At 35.1% G+C, this 17,616-nt stretch carries 15 protein-coding genes; 9 read left to right on the top strand and 6 right to left on the bottom strand.

Annotation, left to right across the window (positions count from 1 at the left end):
• Window positions 1–175 precede the first annotated feature (175 nt).
• From JGH11_RS13930 to JGH11_RS13900, 7 genes are all read left to right on the top strand, one after another.
• Window positions 176–3,559, top strand: a complete 3,384-nt coding sequence (locus tag JGH11_RS13930) for a SusC/RagA family TonB-linked outer membrane protein (protein ID WP_201112808.1) — start codon at window positions 176–178, stop codon at window positions 3,557–3,559.
• Between the two features lie 33 nt (window positions 3,560–3,592).
• On the top strand, window positions 3,593–4,696 hold the full coding sequence (locus JGH11_RS13925) for a RagB/SusD family nutrient uptake outer membrane protein (RefSeq protein ID WP_201112806.1): 1,104 nt from the start codon (window positions 3,593–3,595) through the stop codon (window positions 4,694–4,696).
• Window positions 4,697–4,709: 13 nt separating this feature from the next.
• Window positions 4,710–5,069 carry a RagB/SusD family nutrient uptake outer membrane protein gene (locus JGH11_RS13920; protein WP_201112804.1) on the top strand — a complete coding sequence of 120 codons (360 nt, stop codon included), beginning with the start codon at window positions 4,710–4,712 and terminating at the stop codon, window positions 5,067–5,069.
• 28 nt (window positions 5,070–5,097) lie between these two features.
• Complete coding sequence (locus JGH11_RS13915) at window positions 5,098–5,865, top strand: DUF4843 domain-containing protein (RefSeq protein ID WP_255561827.1); 768 nt, start codon at window positions 5,098–5,100, stop codon at window positions 5,863–5,865.
• Between the two features lie 11 nt (window positions 5,866–5,876).
• Window positions 5,877–7,424: a PKD-like family lipoprotein gene (locus JGH11_RS13910; protein ID WP_201112800.1), complete on the top strand. Its 1,548-nt coding sequence runs from the start codon at window positions 5,877–5,879 to the stop codon at window positions 7,422–7,424.
• A gap of 40 nt (window positions 7,425–7,464) precedes the next feature.
• Window positions 7,465–8,862, top strand: a complete 1,398-nt coding sequence (locus JGH11_RS13905; protein ID WP_201112798.1) for a TlpA disulfide reductase family protein — start codon at window positions 7,465–7,467, stop codon at window positions 8,860–8,862.
• A 145-nt stretch (window positions 8,863–9,007) separates the two neighbouring features.
• Window positions 9,008–10,258 carry a retropepsin-like aspartic protease gene (locus tag JGH11_RS13900; RefSeq protein ID WP_201112796.1) on the top strand — a complete coding sequence of 417 codons (1,251 nt, stop codon included), beginning with the start codon at window positions 9,008–9,010 and terminating at the stop codon, window positions 10,256–10,258.
• Between the two features lie 63 nt (window positions 10,259–10,321).
• Here JGH11_RS13900 and JGH11_RS13895 read toward each other — a convergent pair whose 3' ends face one another.
• From JGH11_RS13895 to recR, 6 genes are all read right to left on the bottom strand, one after another.
• On the bottom strand, window positions 10,322–11,617 hold the full coding sequence (locus JGH11_RS13895; protein WP_201112794.1) for an O-acetylhomoserine aminocarboxypropyltransferase/cysteine synthase family protein: 1,296 nt from the start codon (window positions 11,615–11,617) through the stop codon (window positions 10,322–10,324).
• Between the two features lie 115 nt (window positions 11,618–11,732).
• Complete coding sequence (locus tag JGH11_RS13890) at window positions 11,733–12,299, bottom strand: pentapeptide repeat-containing protein (protein ID WP_201112792.1); 567 nt, start codon at window positions 12,297–12,299, stop codon at window positions 11,733–11,735.
• Window positions 12,299–12,862: an L-threonylcarbamoyladenylate synthase gene (locus JGH11_RS13885; RefSeq protein ID WP_201112790.1), complete on the bottom strand. Its 564-nt coding sequence runs from the start codon at window positions 12,860–12,862 to the stop codon at window positions 12,299–12,301. The genes JGH11_RS13890 and JGH11_RS13885 overlap by 1 nt, the downstream gene beginning before the upstream one ends.
• Before the next feature lie 2 nt (window positions 12,863–12,864).
• Window positions 12,865–13,392: a GNAT family N-acetyltransferase gene (locus JGH11_RS13880; RefSeq protein WP_201112788.1), complete on the bottom strand. Its 528-nt coding sequence runs from the start codon at window positions 13,390–13,392 to the stop codon at window positions 12,865–12,867.
• 5 nt (window positions 13,393–13,397) lie between these two features.
• The gene (locus tag JGH11_RS13875) at window positions 13,398–13,853 is read right to left on the bottom strand and encodes a BT0820 family HAD-type phosphatase (protein WP_201112786.1); all 456 of its coding nucleotides are present in this window, start codon (window positions 13,851–13,853) and stop codon (window positions 13,398–13,400) included.
• 130 nt (window positions 13,854–13,983) lie between these two features.
• Entirely contained in the window at window positions 13,984–14,607 is a 624-nt protein-coding gene (gene recR / locus JGH11_RS13870) for a recombination mediator RecR (RefSeq protein WP_201112784.1), read from the bottom strand.
• Window positions 14,608–14,776: 169 nt separating this feature from the next.
• On the opposite strand from recR, the gene JGH11_RS13865 reads away from it, so the two are divergent.
• On the top strand, window positions 14,777–16,558 hold the full coding sequence (locus tag JGH11_RS13865; protein WP_201112782.1) for an ABC transporter ATP-binding protein: 1,782 nt from the start codon (window positions 14,777–14,779) through the stop codon (window positions 16,556–16,558).
• A gap of 88 nt (window positions 16,559–16,646) precedes the next feature.
• Window positions 16,647–17,306 (top strand): suppressor of fused domain protein, encoded by a 660-nt coding sequence (locus tag JGH11_RS13860; RefSeq protein ID WP_201112780.1) that lies wholly within the window; start codon window positions 16,647–16,649, stop codon window positions 17,304–17,306.
• The last annotated feature ends 310 nt before the right edge of the window (window positions 17,307–17,616 follow it).

Below are 17,616 nucleotides of genomic sequence, written 5' to 3'. Positions count from 1 at the left end.
GTATGTAAATAAATTATTAGCGAATAAAAATCGGACGATGTCCTACCATCGTCCGATTATAAAAACTTAATCTACAGAGAGAAATTACAGTAAACTAAATTTATTCAAATGTATGAAACATAAGAGTAATCTTAATTCTTTTTTACGAAGAAAAAATAGTCGTGTCTTAAAAATTATGAAAATTACAACATTTTTATTCTTTCTATGCGTATTTTCTTTATATGCAGGCAGTGGTTCTTCACAGCAGATGTTACCAGCCCTGGATATGAAGAATGTTACACTTGATCAAGTGTTTTCTGTCATTGAAAAAGAAAGCCATTTTGTTTTCTTATTTACCGATGATACTGAATTTGAACTAAAGAAAAAAGTGAACATAAGAACCGGAGATAATAAAACAGTATCGGAAGTTATAACACAATTATTGAAAAATACAGAGCTTGATTTTCTTATTACTAGCAGGCAAATAGCAGTATATAAAAAGAAGTCAGACGGCAAGAAGGTAGAAGTAGCTGATATTCGAGAGACACAAGCAACTACACAAAAATCGATAAAGATTTCAGGCGTAATAACAGACGATAAGGGACAGCCTTTGCCCGGAGTCACTATTTCCCTTAAATCGAATAGACAAGTAGCTAATTTTTCGGATATAGACGGGAAGTTTATTTTTATGGTGCCGAGTGTGGGGGAATCTTTGATGTTCACATATATAGGTATGCAAGAAGAGGAGGTTTTGATCAAAGAGGGGATTACTCATTATAATATAAAAATGAATCCTTCTGAAAGCCAACTCAAAGAAGTAGTGGTAGAAACAGGTATGTTTCAGCGTGATAAAGTAAGTTTTACCGGATCAGCAGCGGCTTATACCGGAACAGAATTGAGAAATATAAGCAATCAAAATTTAATACAAAGTCTTAAGGTACTGGATCCGTCTTTTGTCGTTTTGGATAATAGTATAAGAGGATCGGATCCGAATACTATGGCTACCATCGAATTGAGAGGTCAGGGAGGGTCTATTATAAATTCGGTAAAAGACGAATTTAAAGGAGATCCTAATTTACCATTATTCATTCTTAACGGAGTAGAAGTTTCTATTACACGTATCAATGATCTTGATGTAAACAGAATAGAATCGGTTACAGTTCTAAAAGATGCAGGAACTACAGCGATATATGGTTCACGAGGTGCTAATGGCGTTATTGTTGTAGAAACCATAAAACCAAAGCCAGGGGAATTGAAAGTATATTATAATGGGGATTTTAAAGTAGAAGCTCCCGATCTTTCAGTTTATAACATGATGAATGCTTCCGAAAAACTTGAATTTGAAAGATTATCAGGGAAATATACTGTTATTGGAAGTGGACCCGATTATGCTCTTTATCAAAAAAGCCTGATGGAATTATACAACTACAGACTGGCTGATGTGGAAAGGGGTGTAGATACCTACTGGTTGAGTGAACCGGTACAGACCGGACTTACACATGGCCATTCGGTAAGAGTATCAGGAGGAAGTGAGTCTCTCTCTATAGATGCGGGAGCAAAATATAAGAATAATGCAGGTGTAATGAAGGGAACTAAGCGTGAAACATGGGCCGGAAACTTAGAACTCGCATATCGTGCAGAAAAACTAATTGTGTCCAACAATCTTGATCTTTCGGGCTATAATGCAGTAAATAGTCCTTATGGGGATTTCTCTACATGGGTGAATACTAGTCCTTATTTCACTAAAAGGAACGAAGACGGTGGAGTTGACAAATTCCTTCAATACGAACAAGGATTAGGTTATTATTCTGGACTTGGTATTTCTCCTATCACAGAAAATATTCCGAATCCTTTATATAATGCCTTGTTAAATAGCAGGGATGATATGGATAACTTATCCATTTTCAATACTCTCCAAATACAATATACTCCTATTGAGGGATTACGCTTCAAGGTGGGTCTAGACTTAAGCCGAGAGCATACGAAAAAAGTAGTGTTTACTCCACCCGAAAATACAAAATATCATAACTTGTCATTTTATGAAAAAGGAGAATACAGTAATAGGGATGCCAAAGACATGATCTATAAAGGCCACATAGATGCCATATTTGCTAAAACATTAAAGAAACATTCGGTTACGTTAAGTACCAGATCTCAAATACGTCAGAGATCAAATGATTATATAAGTACTACAGCGGTTGGATTTCCATATAATAGTCAGGGAACGCCCAATCTGGCATATAGTTACAAAGAAAACTCTAAACCCGGATACTATCAGTCCAAATCTAGAGGAGTTAGCTTTATCGGAAATTTCAACTATAATTATGACAAACGATACCTTCTTGATTTGTCTTTAAGTATGGATGGTTCATCAACGTTTGGATCTAATGAGCTATTCAAATCATTTTGGTCGGTAGGTGGAGGATGGAATATCAACAGGGAGTCTTTCTTAAAAGATCAGCTATGGATAGAGATTCTTAAAATAAGAGCTACTACGGGGATTACCGGAAATCAGAATATGGGTGATATTTATTCTAATTCTGTCTATAGATATTTTATCGATAGCAATGTTTTTGGACAAGGAGCCTATATCAGCGCGTTTGGCAATCCAGATCTTCCTTGGTTGGTGTCGAAAGATATAAATCTGGGGATAGACTTCAAAGCTTTGTATGGTCGTCTATCACTGACATTCGATGTTTTTCGGAAGACAGACGATCCCAATATTATACAGGTGCCTCAAATTCCATCTACAGGTGTAGACCAGTACCCAATGAACTTAGGATATCTTGTGAATAATGGTTATGAATTTAAGCTGATCGGATATCCTGTATATAATTTGAGTGAGCGTATTTTATGGTCTATTTCTGTATCAGGAACTCATAATAAAAAAAAATATGGAGGACTGGGTAACATGTTAGATTCATACAACGAGGCTCAACGAAAGAGTAACACGTTGGCTCAATATATAGATGGCTATAGTCCTGATGCAATATGGGCAGTACGGTCGTATGGTATAGACCCGGCTACAGGAGAGGAAGTATTCATTAAGAAGAATGGCGATTTAACTTTCGATTATGATGCTGATGATATGGTAGTTGTAGGAAACAAGAGACCTCAATTGCTCGGTGTCTTGTCTACAAATTTTCGTTACAAAAATTTTGAATTCGGAATGTCTTTCTCATATAGTTTTGGATCGGATATCTACAATAGAGTATTATATGAAAAGGTTGAGAATATAACAAAATCTTCATTGGAAAGGAATCAAGATAAGAGAGCGTTATATGACCGATGGAAGAATCCCGGAGATATTTCCGAATTTAAAGCAATTCAGACCGTAACAGATATTTCTCCGAGAACTTCTCGTTTTGTGCAAAAAAATAATTATTTGAAATCAGAATCAATTAGTTGTCGGTATGAAATAGTGAATAACAATTGGTTAAAAAATAATTTGGGCGTCAGCTCCTTGATAATTTCCGGATATATGAATGATATTTTCCGCATAGAGACATCTAAAACCGAAAGATCTATCGAATATCCGTTTGCTCGCAGTGTTTCATTAGGTCTTAATGTTGCATTTTAATTAATAGAATAAGCATATTATCATTTCACGCATATGAAATATATAAATACAATAAGAATAACAATATTAAATGTGATTCTAACCCTATCGCTAACCGGATGTAGCGATTGGCTACGAATAGAGCCTGTAGATGCTATATTGGACGATCAGATCTATACAAGTGAATATAACACTCAGGTTGCGCTTAATGGAATTTATCTGAAAATGGCATCCGAACCGCTTTATGGAAAAGAGCTAACTAATTGGAGCATAGAATTAATTGCCCAACAGTATGCTGTATCGATTGGTTCGAAGACAAGTAATCCACTTAAATATTATATGAACTCCTATACTTATTCAGACGAGGTAGCTAAAAATAGAATACTTAAAATATGGTCTGATGCCTATAGTACGGTTCTTAATATAAATTATTTTATAAAGAGACTTGATACAACAGAAGGCATTGTATCTAAGAAAAATAAAGATATTATGTTGGGGGAGGCATATGGATTACGAGCTTTTATGCATTTTGATATGCTTCGGTTATTTGGTCCAATATATCAAACCGATTCCACAAGTCTTTCTATACCTTATTATTCCGATGCTACAATTGTTTTGAGAGAGAGGGAGGCTGCAAATGTGATTATGGATAAGATATTTATTGATATAGACAGAGCATTGGAGTATCTGAAAGAAGACCCTGTTATAAAAGAAGGAGCAATGGCTATGACAACGGATTTATCAACATATCAATATCAGTTTGATGAATTTTATCATTTTCGCAATAGGAGAATGAATTATTATGCTGTATCTGCATTGAAAGCCAGAGCCTTACTGTATAGAGAAAATAAAGAAGAGGCTGCAGCTGTTGCTTTATCCTTATTGGATAATACGACACTTTCTCAACATTTTCCTTGGGTGAAAAAAGAAGATGTAGACAAAAATGATATGGAAGATCGTATAGCATCACCAGAAGTTCTTTTTGGAATCCATTCAGCATCGATGTATTCGATTTGGAATTTAAATTTTTCTCCCGGAGTGCATTTCGATGCTTTTTTAGGAGCGACGCAAGTAAACGTAAAGTATGCGTTCGATATGGCTACTACAGAGCTGGCTCTTAGCACTGATTACAGGGCTTCAAATTTGGAAATTATATAACGATGCTACATATATGAGTTTATATAAGTTCTCCAAATCATCAAAAGTAAGTAATAACTGGAATTATCAGCCGCTGATACGCAAATCGGAATTATACTATATCATAGCTGAAGCATTAGATAATAAAGATTATATAGATGAAGTCAGAATTAATCGAGGATTGAAGAAATTATCGGAGGCCAAACCTAATTCAACGATAGCAACAGAACTCCTATTGGAACATATGCGTGAATTCTATGGAGAAGGACAACTCTTTTATTTTTATAAAAGAAGAAATCTAAAGTCGATAAGAAATGGAAGTACAGCCGGTAATATAACAATGAATGCAGATAAATACGTCTTACCAATTCCTCAGGTAGAATTAGATAAGTAATAAAGGTTAAACAATAATATTAAATAAAATGATTCGATCAATTATAAAGACTATTTTGATCTTCTTTCTTTTAATTGTATTTTTTAATTCATGTAAAGAAGATAAACTGGAAGTGTATAAAGGTGAGACAAACATTTATTTCTCATTAAAAAAAATGCTTACACCGAGAGATAGTATTACTGTATCATACGGATTTTTGGAGAAAGGTCAAAAGCCAATTGATACGGCTTATATTGAGGTTAGTATAATGGGTGATCTTGCCGACTATGACAGACAAATAAAATATAAGATCGGGGAAAAAACCACAGCTATCGAAGGAACTGATTTTAAAATATTAGATGCTTATATTCCGGCAAATAATACAGCAGGGGCAATTGCAGTAGAATTATATCGTGAAAAATATACAGATTTAACTAAAAGGATTTTTTTCGATTTACTACCTAATGAGCACTTTCAGACGAATTTTAAAGAGGTTCTGGTCAGGAAAACAGATACACTCAAAACCAGTACAATTAATTTTCAATTGACAGTCTCTGATTTTTTAACGATACCTCCACAATGGGGGAATTATCAATCTTTTTTAGGCCCCTTCTCTGCAAAAAAGTTATTTTTATTGAAAGAGATAGCGAATGTAGATATAGAAATCTTTTATATGACTGGAGCAAATGCCCCATCTATTCCCTATGTGACTGCACTTGGGTCAATATTGAAAAAGTATCTGGCGGAACAAAAAAGAGCAGATAATACGATCTATGAAGATAATGGAAAAGAAATGGTTGCAGGAAAGGACGCTTAATAAAAAAAAATATGAACAAATATAACTTTCTAAAATATATTTTATGCATTGCCCTAAGTATGCTTTGTTGTTTGTCTTGTTACGAAGATAAAGGTAATTATGACTATGTAGATATTAATAAGGTAGAAATTGAAGGCTTAGAGGATAAATATACAATAGGCATGGAAGAAGCTATTACCATTAAGCCTATACATAAATCATCGATAGCTGGGAATGAGGATCATTATAAATATGAATGGATATGTATATCTCTTCAAATAGGAACAACAATTTATCGTAATTATGTTGTTTCCACAGATAAATATTTAGAGAATAAATGGCTAAAGTTGCCGGGGGGGAGTTATACTTTCTACTATAAGGTTACAGATACGAAAACAGGTATAGAGTGGTTTTCCAAGAATTTCACTATAGAGGTATTAAATGAAATAACAAAGGGATTCGTGATACTAAGTGATGTGGATAATAAAACGAGAGTAGATTATATTAGTAATTTTAATGATAACCTGAATTTAAAATTGGATGTACTATCTAAAGTAAATTCTAAATATCCAGATTTTGGACAGCCTATAAGTGTTGCCTGCTATGCCGATCCCAATTCTCCAAAAATGAACGCAACAACTGAAGATGGGCAATATGCAGTTTGTATTTTAACTACAACAGGAGCTTATCGTTTACATCCCGGAAACTTTACATACGATCCATTATATAATCTCAGCTATAACTATATAGGTAGTGCTCCATCAGATTTTATAGCTATGAGAATATATGACGGAACTTTCTTGGTTGATAACTCTAACAACTTGTATTATTATTATAGAGTTGGAAATCTGTTCTGGACTATGGGCATTTATACAAATGTAACCGTAGATAACAAATTTATAAAAATCGGACCTGAGGTTGCATCATTTGGCCTTTCGGGAGCCGTTATGTATGATGTGGACACAAAGAGCTTTGTTTGTCATAAAAACAGGTTAAAGTATTCCGGATATTATTCGTCTTCGGATGAGACGGAATTTGATGGACTATTATTTAAGTTCAATAATACAGGAAAGGATGTCATGTACCTGTTTGGTAGAAGTACCACTGCATATACATTGATGAAGGATCCTGTGTCCAATGAAGTATTTCTGGGGGCTTTTAACTATACAACAGGTGTTCAGTCTTTTTATATAAAACTGAATTTACCTGATCTGCTCAATGCAAAAGAATATGCTATGGGCCATTATGCAGCTAATTCAACTATCGATCAGTTTTTATATTATCGTACCGACAATAAAATATATATGTACAATATGAGCGATGGAGATAATAAACTGGTATATACAGCTCCAAGTGGAAATATAATTACTTCCATGAAATTTAATAAAAACGGTACGTGGAAAAACTATCTGAACGTAGCAACCTATGATCCATCTAAACCAAAAGATAGCTGCGGAAAATTCGAAATTCTAGAGGTTACACCTTTATATGGAGATTTAACGCTTGCAGAATATAATGGAGAGAAAATGGTATGGTCCGGATTTGGTAAAATAGTTGATATAGAGTGGAAAACCAAGTAAGATAATAATAAGGTAAGCCTTCTTTTATAAAAAATATACAATGAGAAAAATAGTTCTGTTTATTATAATATCAATATGTTTTTTCAATCTATGTTATGCGGATAATATTTCCTTAATAAGTGGAACATGGAACAGAAAAACTAAAGATGTAAAACTGTTTAAAGTTGAAAATGGAAGCTTGAAAGAAATAGCTTCCTATCAATTAGCTAAGGATAACAAGTTTTACTTTGCATTTAAAGATCAAAGAGAAGCTTTTTATGTAATAGGGAGTAGTTTAAGATCTTCCAGCAACAACTATACGTTTTACTTCAAACCCGGAGATCACCTTAATGTAGAAATAAATAAAGACAGTTATAAGTTGATAGGAGAGAATACTCCTGAAAATATGGAGATGGAGAAGTGGCATGAATTTCTTCTTCCATTAGAGCGAAAGTCTATATATTTTATGGGTAGCGGTAGTACCTATGTCGATTTTTTTCCATTGCTGGAAGAGAAACTAGATGCTGTTAATAGTTATAAAGTTGATTATAATACCAACCAGACTTTTAATGAATCTTTTAAAGATTATAGGAAGTTTAGTATGTTGCACTATGCTTTAAATCATATAATCACACCGAGATCGGCACACCCTCAGGGAGAAGATTTTCCCGATTATTATCGAACCGTAAACTTATCTGATATAACATCGAGCGAGAGCTTACTTCAATACCCATATGGAATAACTATTGTGAATGCATACAATTTGATAGCTCCCAAAGTATTAGCGGATAAATATACAGCAGAGCAATTAAAAGAGATGAGAACGCCTTTAACTGTTTTAAATGTACTTCTTCCCGAAATCACAAATAGTGAAATAAAAGGGGAACTGGTATTATGGCAATCACACTATTTAAAATCTTATGAGGAGTTTCTTGATTTTGAGCAGAAATATGGCAAATATCTTATTACAGAAGATCAGAAGGATCGTTTTAAAGATACGATAAAGGCCGTTGCCAGCTTAGCCCAGGGGCAAGAAGTCGTAAATCTTAAATTTCCTGATATTAATGGCAAAGATGTGGCTATGTCAGACCTTAGAGGTAAGATTGTATACATCGATATTTGGGCAACTTGGTGTGGACCTTGCATAAAAGAAATACCAGCTTTGAAAAAGCTAGAAGAAGAATATCAAAAACAGGACATAGTTTTTCTTGGTATCAATACCGATGTAAGTAAAGATATTCAGAAATGGAAAGATTTTATTAAAAACCGAAATCTTAAAGGCGTCCAGGTATTTGCCGGAGATAATGCAAAAAAAGATCTGTTAGATATCTATAAAATTGCAGGTATCCCCCGATTTATGCTTATTGGTAAAGATGGAAAAATAATTTCGGCCGATGCACCACGTCCGTCTTCTCCGGAAATAAGACCTCTATTAGATGCATCCTTGAGAAAAAAATAATACAGAAAGACAATTACACACTCTTTTATACACACTTTATTTGGGGTCAGAAGGGGGATTACGTCACAGTGATCCTCCTCTGATATTTTTAACAGGAGATTCAAGAAGGAATATACATATATAGCTAATATAAACTTTGAACTATATGAAATATATAAAACTATTCACCATACTTACATTTTTCATATTCTATGCCGGTAATTCTTATTGTCAAATATCAGAGGATAGTATAAAAATGAATTTGTTTAAACTGACAATTGCTCTGAAAAATAAGGATGTAGAATCAATAGGGAAATACTTAGCCTCAAACTACTCGCTAAAGATGGAGACTTGGCCTGTATGTGGAAACTATTTAAAGACAATACTCGAAAGGCAGGACTTTGATCAGGTAGAACTTGTCGAGAATAGCGTCCGCATACTCGATGGTGCTACACATGTAAATGTAAGGTTTCATTTACAAAACAATAAAACGGAAGAAAGTATTGTTGGAATAGATTCATCTCATAGGATATTATTTATCGATTACTTTGACAGACTTTTTGGTAATAGTCGATACCGTGATTCATACTTGGTAGAAACTCTACCTTTCGAGAGAGATGGAGAATCTGTAATTCTTAAAATAAGATTAAATGATGATAAACGTGAGCTGTCTTTCTTACTGGATACAGGAGCTGATGGAATGGCCATTAGAAAAACATTGGCAGACTCGCTTAATCTAAGAATTGGTCACTCTCAGACTGCGAATATGGTAGGGGCTGAAATTCGAGTAGATATATCTAATGGAAATATAGTCCATCTATCAGATTCGTTATCATTAAAAAATCAGCGTATTGCAATATTCGAATCAGTACGGCCTGTTGATGGTATTATTGGACTAAACCTTATAAAACAGTATATAACTGAAATAAATTTTGACGAAGAACTAATCTATTTATATAGTTTCGGCAATCATCGGCATGTAGGGAATGGGGTATCTATACCTATCAATAATCCTTTTTCTCTTATTTTGGTTCCAAGTTCATTAGATCTTATTGGGAAGAAGGTCGTCGAAGGCAATTTTATAATGGATACCGGAGCAAAATACCATCTGATTCTTTTTAGTCAGTATGTTCGTAAAAATAGATTGTTATTATCGGGCTTTAAACCAGAAGGAGAGGGGACTACTGTAAGTATGGGATATTCCAGTCCTGTATTCTATGGTAAGGCTAGTGAATTTAAATTGGGTAATAATATAGTGCTAAAAAACATGCCGGTAACATTGCAAGCATCGTCAGGAAGGAGTCAAACAAGGTCGGATATACCTGATGGTTCTATTGGAATAAGCTTCTTTAGCAATTTCAATATTACGATAGACCTGTTGAAAAAAGAATTGTATCTGGAACCACGTAAACAATAATATAAACTTGTAGTGCATTTAAGAACGATAGCAAACTACTTTAAATGCACTACAGAGTTATTCTTATTTAACCGATAACTGGTCCAATGCCTGTTCTATATCTTTTATAATATCATCTGCATTTTCTATACCTATCGATAAACGGATAAGATCGGGTGCAACCCCGGCCGCTATAAGTTGCTCATCGCTAAGCTGACGGTGTGTATGGCTTGCAGGATGTAATACGCAAGTGCGGGCATCTGCAACATGTGTTACTATGGCCACAAGTTTTAAATTATCCATAAAGTTGACCGAAACTTCACGACCACCTTTCAGCCCGAAAGTCATAACTCCACATGTGCCATCAGGCATATATTTTTTTGCTAATTCATATGATTTGTTTCCTTTCAACTGGGGATGGTTTACCCATGCTACTTCGGGACGGGATTGCAAAAATTCGGCAACTTTTACTGCATTTTCACAATGGCGAGGCATACGCAGATGTAATGTCTCTAACCCTATATTTATTAAAAACGCGTTCTGAGGCGATTGCGCGGAACCAAGGTCACGCATTAGTTGTACTGTAGCTTTGGTAATATAAGCACCTTTACCAAATGATTTTGTATATGTCAATCCATGATACGACTCGTCGGGCTGAGTTAATCCGGGAAATTTGTCCGGATAAGCATCCCAATCGAAGTTACCACTGTCTACTATAGCTCCGCCCACACTTGTTGCATGACCGTCCATATATTTTGTAGTAGAGTGTACGACTATGTCTGCTCCCCATTCGAATGGGCGACAGTTGATAGGTGTTGGAAATGTATTATCTAAAATCAATGGAACACCTTGCGAATGAGCTATTTTAGCAAATTTTTCAATGTCTAACACATTCATTGCCGGATTTGAAATCGTTTCGGCAAACAAGACTTTTGTATTTGGACGGAAAGCTTTAATTATTTCTTCTGCGGGTGCATCTTGATCAACAAAAGTTACATCTATACCCAGTTTTTTCAATGTAACACCAAACAGATTGAATGTTCCTCCATAAATGGCAGATGCACTTACTAAATGATCTCCGGCTGAGCAGATATTAAAAATAGCATAGAAAATAGCAGCTTGTCCCGATGCTGTCAACATGGCTGCAACACCGCCTTCGAGCTGCGCAATTTTATTCGCTACCGCATCATTGGTAGGATTCTGTAAACGAGTGTAAAAATAGCCGCTTTCCTCCAAGTCGAAGAGCTTTGCCATTTGATCACTTGTTTCATATTTAAATGTTGTACTCTGATAGATAGGAAGTACACGAGGCTCACCTTTCTTTGGTGTCCAGCCTGCCTGAACACATATAGTTTCAAGATTTCTTTTTTCTTTTTCCATTACTGATCTATTTATGGTTTCTAACCTGTTTGTTATTTTAGCAAATATAACAACGATTGTTATACTATAGTTTGCAAATGTATTATAAAATGTGGACTTTTATTTATTTTGAAACCTATTCTGTGATTATTATATCATAATGATGTAATAATCCGGCTAAACCATCTTTCGAGAAGCGAGCTTTTTTGATTTGATTCTGGCTGAGATCAATAATGTAATTGTGAGCCGAGGTAAAATCGGCTGCTTGTATATTGCTATTGTAGAAAATGGCTTCGTTCAGATCACAGTTTGTAAATTTAGCCTGTTTGAGATCAGTGTTCCCAAAATCGACAGCTTTGAGCGATGAGTTTTTAAAATGAGTTTTACTCATTTTACGTTTTTCGAACGAACTATAATCAAGAATGCAATTATCAAAATCTACTTCAAATATAAAGTCATGACAATGGTTGAATTTTACGCCTAATATTTTACAATTCTTGAAATTTGCATTGTTTATTGTCGACAGGTTAAAATCAGTCATGGACAAATTGCAATCAACAAAATTACAATCGGTGAATGTACACGATAAGACTTTGGCATTCGAGAAATCACATTTAGAGAATATGCACTGTTCGAATGTTTCCTCTCTTATTCCTTCCGCATAAGATATTCCTTCGAATGTTTTATCTTCATGTATTGGCATTATTCTCTTATTATTTTCACCTCTCCCGATTTACCTAATTTGATGATACTAGATGCTTTTGCTTTGCTTGTATCATCCTGACGATAATTAACGATGTAGTCAACACCTTGCTTTATTTCTTCGCTTATTTCATCGAAATTAGTAGGCGAAGGCTGCCCGCTGATGTTTGCCGATGTAGATACCAAAGCTTTGCGAAAACGTTTACATAGTTCCATCGAAAATTTTTCTTTTGTCACACGTATAGCAAGGCTACCATCTTCGGCTACAAGGTTTGGCGCAACATTGCGGGCACTGTCATATATAATGGTAAGTGGTTTATCTGCATATTCTATCAAGTCCCAGGCTACTTCAGGTACTCCGTCTATATAGAAATCCAATTTTACGGGATTATCTATTAAGGTAATCAAAGCTTTACTGTCAACACGCTTTTTAAGTTCATAAACCTTTCTAACGGCATCTTCATTGGTTGCATCGCAGCCAATGCCCCAAATAGTATCGGTAGGGTAGAGAATGAGTCCTCCTGCAACCAATACATCGAATGCTTTTTTTATATCATCATTCATAGTTATTTGTTATTTGTCAGTTGCAAAAGGTGTACATCTTCGAATCTGTCGCCTCTTTGCAGCCAGTCTTTTAATATTCCGACTTCTTTGTATCCCGATTTTTCAAATAGCTTGATGCTGTTCAGATTACTTACAGATATATAAGCATATAGTTGATGGAGATATAAGAAATCGAAGGCATATTCTTTGATCAGGGTCAAAGCTTGCGATGCTATCCCTTGCTGACGGTAATCCTGATCTATGAGTATTCCTATTCCGGCACGGCGATTGTGAGCATCTATATCGTAAAGGTCTACAGTACCCACAGTCTTCTTTTGGTTTTCTTGGGCTATCATCAATCGTAATTGTTTACTTTGATAGATATCCATTTCCAGTGCATCGTTTATATATTGACGTAGTACGAGTTTCGAATATGGGGCTAGCGTGTTGCCATGTATCCACAATGTTGTTTCGTTTTCCCAACTGTAAAGAATATCAAGGTCTTCGGGTTCAACAGCCCTGAGCGTAATCGTATTATTTCCTAAAAGCATGTTTTTTAATATTTATTATTTTCGAACATTTCGCCTAAACGGATAAAGAAATTCTTCTTACGCCGACGTATACGTTGATTTTCTCCCGACGCCATCATAATGTTCTCGAATGATGTTTCACCTCGCTCCAACGCTTTTATAGCATGGTAAATCACACCCCAATCGGGGAGACCACCCAAGTTTCGGTCGTCGATAAACAGATCGGCATTTAATTTGCGTGAAGCAGTGGCTGGATCTTCTTCCGGATAATTTTTATTTGCGGCGAAAAACTTCAAACCTTTACTTTCGCAATAGTCCACAGCTTCCTGAAGCATTTTACCTTCGCGTACACTCCACATCAGCAATGTATGTCCATCTTTTTGCAGCTGTAGTAAAGTCTCAATGGCAAAGGCGATTGGCTTTCCTATTTTAGGATATTCATGTTCTACGATTGTACCATCAAAATCTACTGCAATTATCATATTCCGGATTATAAATTAGAGTTAATTATTATTAGTATCATTCTTTACGGTAGAGTTATTGTCTCAGCTAAATTAAAGAATAGTGCAAATATAATGATAATAGTTATATACTTATTTTATTTCTTATAATCTACATTCTGTACGATTCATTAAATAATGTGCGGTTGAGAATAGAGCGACCCAAAGTTACTTCGTCGGCGTATTCTATCTCGTCTCCGATAGATATGCCTCGGGCTATCATCGATACTTTTACATCGTATGGTGCCAGCTTTTTATAAATGTAAAAGTTTGTTGTGTCTCCTTCCATTGTTGTGCTCAGAGCCAGAATGATTTCTTTAATATTTCCTTTCGATACGCGTTCTACCAGACTTTCTATTTCCAGATCGGCTGGCCCAATACCATCGATAGGAGATATAATTCCTCCGAGTACATGATAAAGCCCTTTGAATTGCATGGTGTTTTCTATTGCCATTACTTCTTTTATATTTTCTACAATACAAATAGTAGAAGCGTCACGCGACTTGTCGTTGCATATCGGGCATACTTCATCATCGCAAATGTTATGACATACCTTACAATATTTTACTTCATGCTTGAGTGCCACAAGAGATTGGGCAAAGCCATCTACCATACTATCATCTTGTCGCAGGAGATGAAGTATAAGACGCAAAGCTGTTTTTCGCCCTATGCCGGGTAGGCGGGCAAATTCATTAACTGCATTCTCTAGTAGTACGGATGGATATTTTTGATTCATAACTAGTCCTATGTAATAATTAAAATAAGTTTATACCCTCATTTTTTGATGTGTAAAGATAGAAATAATTTAAACGTTTTTTGTTTCCGATACTTCAGCAAAATGCTATTTTTGATCTTTTTGAAAACAATTATAAGTTTAAATAAGTTATACATACAAACTATATAAAATGACATTAATCCAACTTTTCAAAAACCTATGGCCTTATGTGCGACCTTATCGCTGGTTGGTCGTGCTTGCTTTGGTATTAACATTTGTAGGGTCACTTACGGCGCAAGTCAATGCGTGGGTGTTGCGGTATACAGTAGATGAAATAAACGGGCTGGTAGAGGCCCATAAAGGGTTAGCTGAAGGTATTAATATACTGATTACAATTTCTGTTATATTAATATCTAAAGAGGTTATAAATTCTATTATTCAGTTTGGACAAAAGTTTTACGGAGAAAAACTTCGCATTTTTATTTCTAAGGATTTAGCACAGAGCGTAATTGATCGTATTCTGACTTACAGGCTGGCATTTTATAGTTCGGGGGGTAATCAGCCCGGTAAGTTACAGGCCAGAATAGATAGGGGAGTAGAGAGTTTGACTCGTTTAGTCCAGAACTTTTTTATCGATATACTTCCTTTATTTGCTAATTCGATTGTGGCACTTATCATGATGTTTAATGCAAATTTCTATGTCGGGCTTGTTGGTCTTTGCATTATACCGATTTATTATTGGGTAAGCAGACAACAGGCTGAACGCATGAGTGGCACAAGGCGTACAATAAAAGAATTGAGAGAAAATAAAAGTCAGGGTATTCTTGGTATTTTGGAGTCTATTATGGTTATCAAATCCTTTATTCGCGAGAATATAGAGAGCGAAAAACAAATGGATTTGCAAAATAGCCTTACGGATGCACAAATGAGAACACGTAAGATGAGCTTTATTTTCGACGGACTTAAAAGCTTCATTGAGCAAATTGGAATTGTAATTATAATCATCCTTACAGCTTATTTTGTACTTGATGATAAGATGACTATCGGTGCTATTATGTTCCACATACTTTTATTTAACAATGTTTCGGCTCCGATAAGACAATTGCATCGTATTTATGATCAGATGAATGATGCGTTGATTTATTCCGAGAGTTTTTTCGATATACTGAAGGCTGATCATCAGATAGAACATTCGGGGCATTATAGACCTCATGCTATAAAGGGAAAATTTGAAATAAAAGGTGTGAACTTTACTTATCCAGACAATGAAAGACGAACTTTATATGATATAAATATGACCATTCTTCCCGGAGAGACAACAGCCTTAGTCGGTCTATCGGGTGCCGGAAAAAGTACTTTAATAAATTTGCTTGATAAATTTTACCAACCAGACTCGGGTGAAATTCTTTTGGATGGGATTTCACTCAGGGAATACGACACAGCTTTCCTCCGGGAGAATATAGGATTGGTCTTGCAAAAGAATCATATTTTTAATGGTACGATAGAAGAAAATATACGATATGGAAAACCTAATGCCACATTTGAAGAGGTACAGAATGCTGCTAAGCAAACATATATACATGATCAAATAATGTCGTTGGAGAATGGTTATAATACACTGGCTTTGGCCTTGTCGGGTGGACAACAACAGAAAATAGCGATAGCCCGTATGTTCTTAAAAAATCCTCCGATTATATTTCTCGATGAACCAACGGCTAGTCTCGATGCAGTTGCCACAGAGCAGATAAAAAATAGTTTGGATGCTATAAAGAAAGACCGTACAGTGATTATTATTTCTCACAGTATATCGCAGATTATAGATTCGGATTGTATTTATGTAATGAAAGATGGACATGTTGTTGAATCGGGTAAACATGAGGATGTATATCATCAAGACGGCGCATATAAGGAAATATTCGATGCTATGGCGCGAAGTTTGAATATAGATAAGATATCAAAGACATTAGATTGATCGAAGGCTTTCTTTGATGTAATTAATATTGATAATAAATGTACTTTCGTTTAAAAGAGCTATTTTTGGAATTTTAAATCAATTTTTTATGACTCAGAGAGAATACAAAAATACTTTCGATGAAGACGAGGCAGTAGGCTGGCATGCAATTGATAAAACCATTGAAAAGATATATGGTAATGTTGAACCACGTCATTATGCGCCGCCTTTACACTTCATGTTAGGAGGTGAAGATCCTCTCGATGGGGTAAGTATATTTGATTCTGAGAATCGAGAGTTTCATCGTCATTTGGTCAGTTATGGAATGTCCGAATTATACTATAATGAAGAAGCGGCAGGCGGAGAGTTTAGTAAATGGGGCTTTGAATTTACATTTCGGTTGAAACCTTTTGCGGAAGATGGCGATGACCCGACATGGGTTGTAAATCTTATGAATAATTTAGCAAGATATGTTATAAAAAGTGGTCGTTGGTTTGAAGTTAATCATGTGATTCCAGCTAACGGACCTATACGTGTGGGCGGAAATACCGAAATAGATATTATCGGAGTTGCTTTTACTCTCGATCCGGAATTGGGTAAGATACAAACACCACATGGTGAAGTTGCTTTTTTACAAATGGTAGGTTTAACTTCAAAAGAGATGAAACGGATAACTGAATCAGGTTCTACATTCGATGCAGTTAGAAATGTGTTGGAAGAAATAAAAGAATATAATCCTTTAATGATAACTGATCTTACTCGTCGATAATAACCGATACTTTATAAAATAAAACTGTCAAATAATATGCTTGCATACATAATTGGTAGTTATAGTACTTGAAAGATCAGATAAATATGATAGGAATTCTATCTGTCACGTATGGTAAAAGTCAGAATAACAAACCTCTTTTTATGTTTTTTTTTAACAATAGCTTAATATTGTAATCCCCCTCTATTTGCTTTTAATTACTATATTTGTGTGCAATTTTATAATCATTTTTGAAGATATAAATATTCTAATGATATAATTGCAATTACGTTAATTTTAAATATAAAGAAGAGGCTAAAAAGCATAAGGC

Origin of the sequence: Dysgonomonas sp. Marseille-P4677, assembly GCF_016652235.1 — a bacterium.
GTDB lineage: Bacteria > Bacteroidota > Bacteroidia > Bacteroidales > Dysgonomonadaceae > Dysgonomonas.
Note: the sequence above shows the minus strand (reverse complement) of the source record. Positions and strands in the feature narration are given on the sequence as shown.